This window comes from Frankia canadensis, assembly GCF_900197875.1.
In the GTDB taxonomy this organism is placed as follows: Bacteria; Actinomycetota; Actinomycetes; order Frankiales; family Frankiaceae; genus Frankia; species Frankia canadensis.
On sequence record NZ_FZMO01000285.1, the window covers coordinates 1 to 4,521 of the forward strand.

Genomic DNA, 4,521 nt, shown 5'->3' on the forward strand with positions numbered 1-4,521 from the left:
CCCCTGCCCCGTCCCCCGCGCTGGCACCCGACCGGCCCGCGCCCGCGTACGGCGCCGCTTTCGTGCCGGCGCCCACGCTGCCGCCGATGCCGCAACTGCCGCCGGAGCCTGCGCCACCCGCGCCGCCCGCTGTGTCATCGGTGAGTGTGGCGGCCGCGCAGGCCGCTCGGGTGGCCGCCGTCGCGGCGGCGGCGTCGGCGGTGGCGACGGCGGCCAGCGCGGTCGCGGTGGCCGCGTCGGCCCTCGCGAGCATCTCGTCGGCCGTGGCGGACGACCAGGCGGCCACGGTGCGAGGACAGGTGCCGGTGTCGCCCGAGCGGCTCGCCGCGATGCTGGAGCCGGCGCGCCAGGCGGTGGCGTCCCAGTGGCCCCTCGTCCCCGTCAGCCCGGCAGTCCCCGCGCCAGCGGCTCCTGCGGCGGCGGCGCCGTTCGCGGCCGTCGCGCGCGCGGACGTGCCGGCCCTGCCCGCTGGTCCGGGTGCGGCACCGGTGGGTCCGAGCACGCTCGTCGCGCGGGCGGGTTCGGCGATGGCCAGGATCGGATCGGTAGTCGCGCGGGTCGGCTCGGCCGGGCGCGGGGCGGCGGCGACCGGGACGGCGGCGATCGGGGCGGCGGCGACCGGGGCGCGGCCCGGATCGGCGGCGAGCACGGCGGGACGGACCGCGCCGTCGGGTTCGGCGTCGGGACCGGCGGCGCCGGGAGCGATCGCGGCCGGCACGGCCACGCGTGCGGCGTCGGCGGCGGGAGCTCGCCCGTCGGGCGTGCTCGCCGTCCCGGCCGAGCCCGGGGTGACGCGGCTGCCGATGCTCGCTCCCGACGCCTGTGTGCATCCGCCGGTCGACGCCGAGGACGTCTGGGTGGCGCAGGTCGGCACCCGCTACCTGCGGGTCGGCGCGGACGCCGGCAGACTGCTGAGCGCCATGGACGGGACCCGGGACGCCGCGGGCCTCGCGGTCGCGCTCGGGGCGCCGTGGACGGCTGAGGTGGTGACCCGCTCGCTCACGTCCTTCGTGCGGATGGGCCTGATCGTCGACGCCGCCGACCCGGCGGCCGCGTCCGCCGCCACCGCCGCCACCGCCGCGGGTCGGCGACGTCGCCTCCTGCCGTTCCTGCCCGCGCTGCCGACGCTGTCGCGCACGGCGCCGAACGCGGACCAGCAGACGCGGCGACTCGTCTACCGCCCGCCGCTGTCGGTGCAGTTCACCCTGACCGACCCCAGCCGCCTGCTGAGCCGGTGGCGTCCGATGCTGCGGCGGCTCACCGGACCGGCGGCCTGCGGGCTGTACCTGGCGGTCATCGTGGTGGGGCTGTGCGCACTGGCGACGCAGGCCGACTCGCTGCGCCAGGTGGTCGGCCATCCGCTGGGCCTCACCCAGTACGGGGTCGTGCTCGGCGGCCTGCTGCTCGTCACCGGTATCCACGAGATGGGGCACGCGGCCGTGCTCACCGCGCACGGCGGCCGTCCGCGCCGGCTCGGGATCATGCTGTTCTACCTGACGCCCGCGTTCTTCTGCGACATCTCCGACGGCTGGCGGCTGCGCCACCCCCGCCACCGGGTCGCGATCGCGCTGGCCGGCATCGCCGTGCAGTGGGTGTGCGCGGGGCTGGCCGCCATCATCAGCCTGGCGCTGCCGGCGGGGGACCTGCACGACGCCGTCGTCGGTCTCGCCGTGGCCTGCTATCTGTATGGCGTCGTGAACCTGGTCCCGTTCGTCAAGTTCGACGGCTACATCGCGCTGATGTCGCATCTCGACCTGCCGCACCTGCGCCGCAAGGCGATGACCGACGCGCGCCGGGCCACCGCGCGGGTGCTGTTCGGCGGGACCTACCAGCGGGAGCTGCCCCGCAGGCTGTGGTGGTCGGTGCCGTTCGGCGTGCTGTGCGCGCTGTTCCCCGTCTACCTGGTCGGGTACGCGGTGCAGTCGTGGCTCGTCGGGCTGGTGGCGATGGGGCCGGTCGGCGGTCTGGTCAGCCTGCTGCTGATCGGGGCGATGGTGGTCCTGATCGGCCGGTCCGCGCGCAACCTGTTCGTCGAGGCCCGCGGCGGCGGGGCGACCGTCGCGTCGCTCGTGCTGGTGTCGAGCCTGGTCGCCGGGCTCGTGGTCGCCGCGGCGGTGAGCATCACCGTCCCGTCGAAGGTGCGGGCCGGCTACTCCGCCGAGCATGGCCGGGTGCTGCTGGTTCTGCCCGCCGGGACCGATCCGGCGGCGGGGCGTGCCGGCCATCCGGTGACGCTGCGGCGGATGGGGCTGCTCGGCGGCGCCGACGTCGGCACCGCCCGCACCAGCGGCGAATCCGTCCACACCGGCGAGCGCTTCGCCCCGATGGGCACGGCCCTGCCGGTCCGCGGCGGCCCGCGCACCCTGTCGGCCAGCTACCACGGGCTGAGCGGCGTCCGGCTGACCGACGCCGACGCCGGGCGGGCGGGCGCGTCCGGGCAGGCCATCGTCGATCTCGGCAAGGTCAGCGCCGCCCGCTGGCTCGTCGACACCTACCTCGCGCCGGCCTGGCGCTCCATCGTCGGCTGAGGGCGGGAGGTGACCACGTCATGACATCGCCGCTGGTCTCGGTGATCTGCCCGACCTTCAACCGCTCCCGCCGGATCCTGCCCACGCTGCGCTCCGTGCGCAACCAGCGGTTCACCGACTGGGAGCTGCTGGTCGTCTCCGACGGCTCGACGGACGACACCGACGACGTCCTCGCCGCCTGCGCCCGCGAGGACGACCGGATCCGACCGCTGCGCACACCCCGGCACGGCCATCCGTCGCCGGTGCGGCAGGCGGGCCTCGCGCGGGCCCGCGGCGGGATCGTCGCCTACCTCGACCACGACGACACCTGGCTGCCCGACCACCTGGCGTCGCTGGTGGCGGCCGTGGAGCGGGGTGCCGACGTGGTGGCGACCGGTGCGGTGCGGGTCGGGCCGGACGGGCGGGTGACGTCCGTGACCGGGCCGCTCGACCTGCTCTGGCATCCGGAACTGCAGCTCGCGTCGCCGCTGTTCGAGCCATCGCGGGTCGCGCACCGGGCGGGCCTGTCGGCCGCCGTCGGCGGGTGGCGGGCGCTCGCGTCCGGGCTGGAGGACTGGGACCTGTGGCTGCGCCTGGCCGACGCCGGGGCGCGCTTCGCGACGGTCGACGCCCGCTCGGCCCGCCTCGCCGACGGCGGGCCGAGCCGGCGCACCCGAGTCCCGCGCGGCCATCAGCTGTGGCTGGCGGAGTTCCCCACCGCCGCGGCCGCCGCGCGCGCCGTCGCGGGACTGCGGGCCCCTGGCGCCGCCGCCGAGCTGCGCGCGGCCGCCCGCGCCGACCAGCTCGTCTGGTATCGCTCCCTCGCCGCCACCGGCGACCTGCGCTGGCCCGAGCCCCATCAGCCGCACGGCCCGCCGGCTGGCGGGGACGCACGTCCGGCCAGCGTCACGGAGCTGGTGGAGCGGGCGTTTGCCGCGGCCGGTCCGGGTGCGGTGCCCTGGCCCGAGCTGGTGGTGCGGCGCGAGCCCCGATCGGACGTGGCGACGGTGCGGGTCGGGCTGCCGTTGTGGTGCGGCACGGCGGAGCATACCGCGCGCCTGCGGGAGCTGCTGTGGCGACGCCAACCGGCCCAGCTCGCCCTGACCCAGCGCGTCCTCGGCGGCGGGCCGGTGGAGGGCGATGAACGGAAAAGGGAACGCGAGGGAAACGACAGGAGTATTCCGGCTGGTGGGTCGGTTGCCTTGGCCACGCGCTAACGGACAGGTGAGGTGAGTGTGATGATGTCCGGCATGGACGTCACTGTTGCCGAAACGTTTCTTCTCCTCACGCTGGACGAGGCAGGAAAAGATGCCGCCGGCGCCGGATCCGACGCCGGACTCGCCGCGGCGCTCGTCGCGGATCTCGTCCTGGCCGGCGCGCTCCAGCTCGACGGGGAGGTCCTGACCCCGACCCCCGCCGGCCCGCCGGCCACCGACAATGTGCCGCTGCGGCAGGCGTACACCGCGCTCGCGGCGGCGGAACCGGCGCCGACCCCGGACGACGCGCTGCAGACCGTGCTGCGGGAGCTTTCGCCGGTGCGGGAGACGATCGCCACCCGGCTCGTCGCCGCCGGCGTCCTCGGCACCGAGCGGGGCCGCATCTTCCGGGTCGTCCGCCATCCGATCGCCGAGCCCGGCGCCGGCGACACCGCCCGCGCCGGCCTGATCGCCGCCCTGTCCACCGACCAGGACCCGCGGGACTCCGCGCCCGCGCAGGCTCCCAGGCCGGACACCGTCGTGCTGCTCGCGCTGCTGCGCCCGTTCGATCTGCTCGAGCAGCTCGAGCCGGCACCGCACCGGGCCGAGGCCGCCGCCCGGGCTGCCGCCCTCATCGACGCCGCCGAGCTACCCCGGATCCTCGGGGGCGCGGTCGAGCGCGTCCGGGGGACGCTGGTGGCCGCGCTGGCCGCGGCTGCGGCGAGCACGGCGGCCGCCGAGAGCTTGCCGGGCGCGGGCAGGACGAAGATGAGGACCGGTAACACCAGCTGCGGCAGGCCGAACACGATCCCGGTGGT

Annotated in this window: 3 protein-coding genes and 1 pseudogene; 3 read left to right on the top strand and 1 reads right to left on the bottom strand. The window is 76.8% G+C overall.

What is annotated here, in order from left to right; all coding sequences use genetic code 11:
* Positions 1–724, bottom strand: a pseudogene (locus C1A33_RS35870) (hypothetical protein); the annotation flags it as partial.
* A gap of 64 nt (positions 725–788) precedes the next feature.
* On the opposite strand from C1A33_RS35870, the gene mpaP reads away from it, so the two are divergent.
* The 3 genes from mpaP to C1A33_RS20715 form a co-directional block, all read left to right on the top strand.
* Complete coding sequence (mpaP, locus tag C1A33_RS20705; RefSeq protein ID WP_207770403.1) at positions 789–2,528, top strand: daptide biosynthesis intramembrane metalloprotease; 1,740 nt, start codon at positions 789–791, stop codon at positions 2,526–2,528.
* A 20-nt stretch (positions 2,529–2,548) separates the two neighbouring features.
* Complete coding sequence (locus C1A33_RS20710) at positions 2,549–3,724, top strand: glycosyltransferase family 2 protein (protein WP_101833082.1); 1,176 nt, start codon at positions 2,549–2,551, stop codon at positions 3,722–3,724.
* A gap of 33 nt (positions 3,725–3,757) precedes the next feature.
* The coding region (locus C1A33_RS20715; RefSeq protein ID WP_165818501.1) for a GOLPH3/VPS74 family protein at positions 3,758–4,521 on the top strand (764 nt) is incomplete at its 3' end.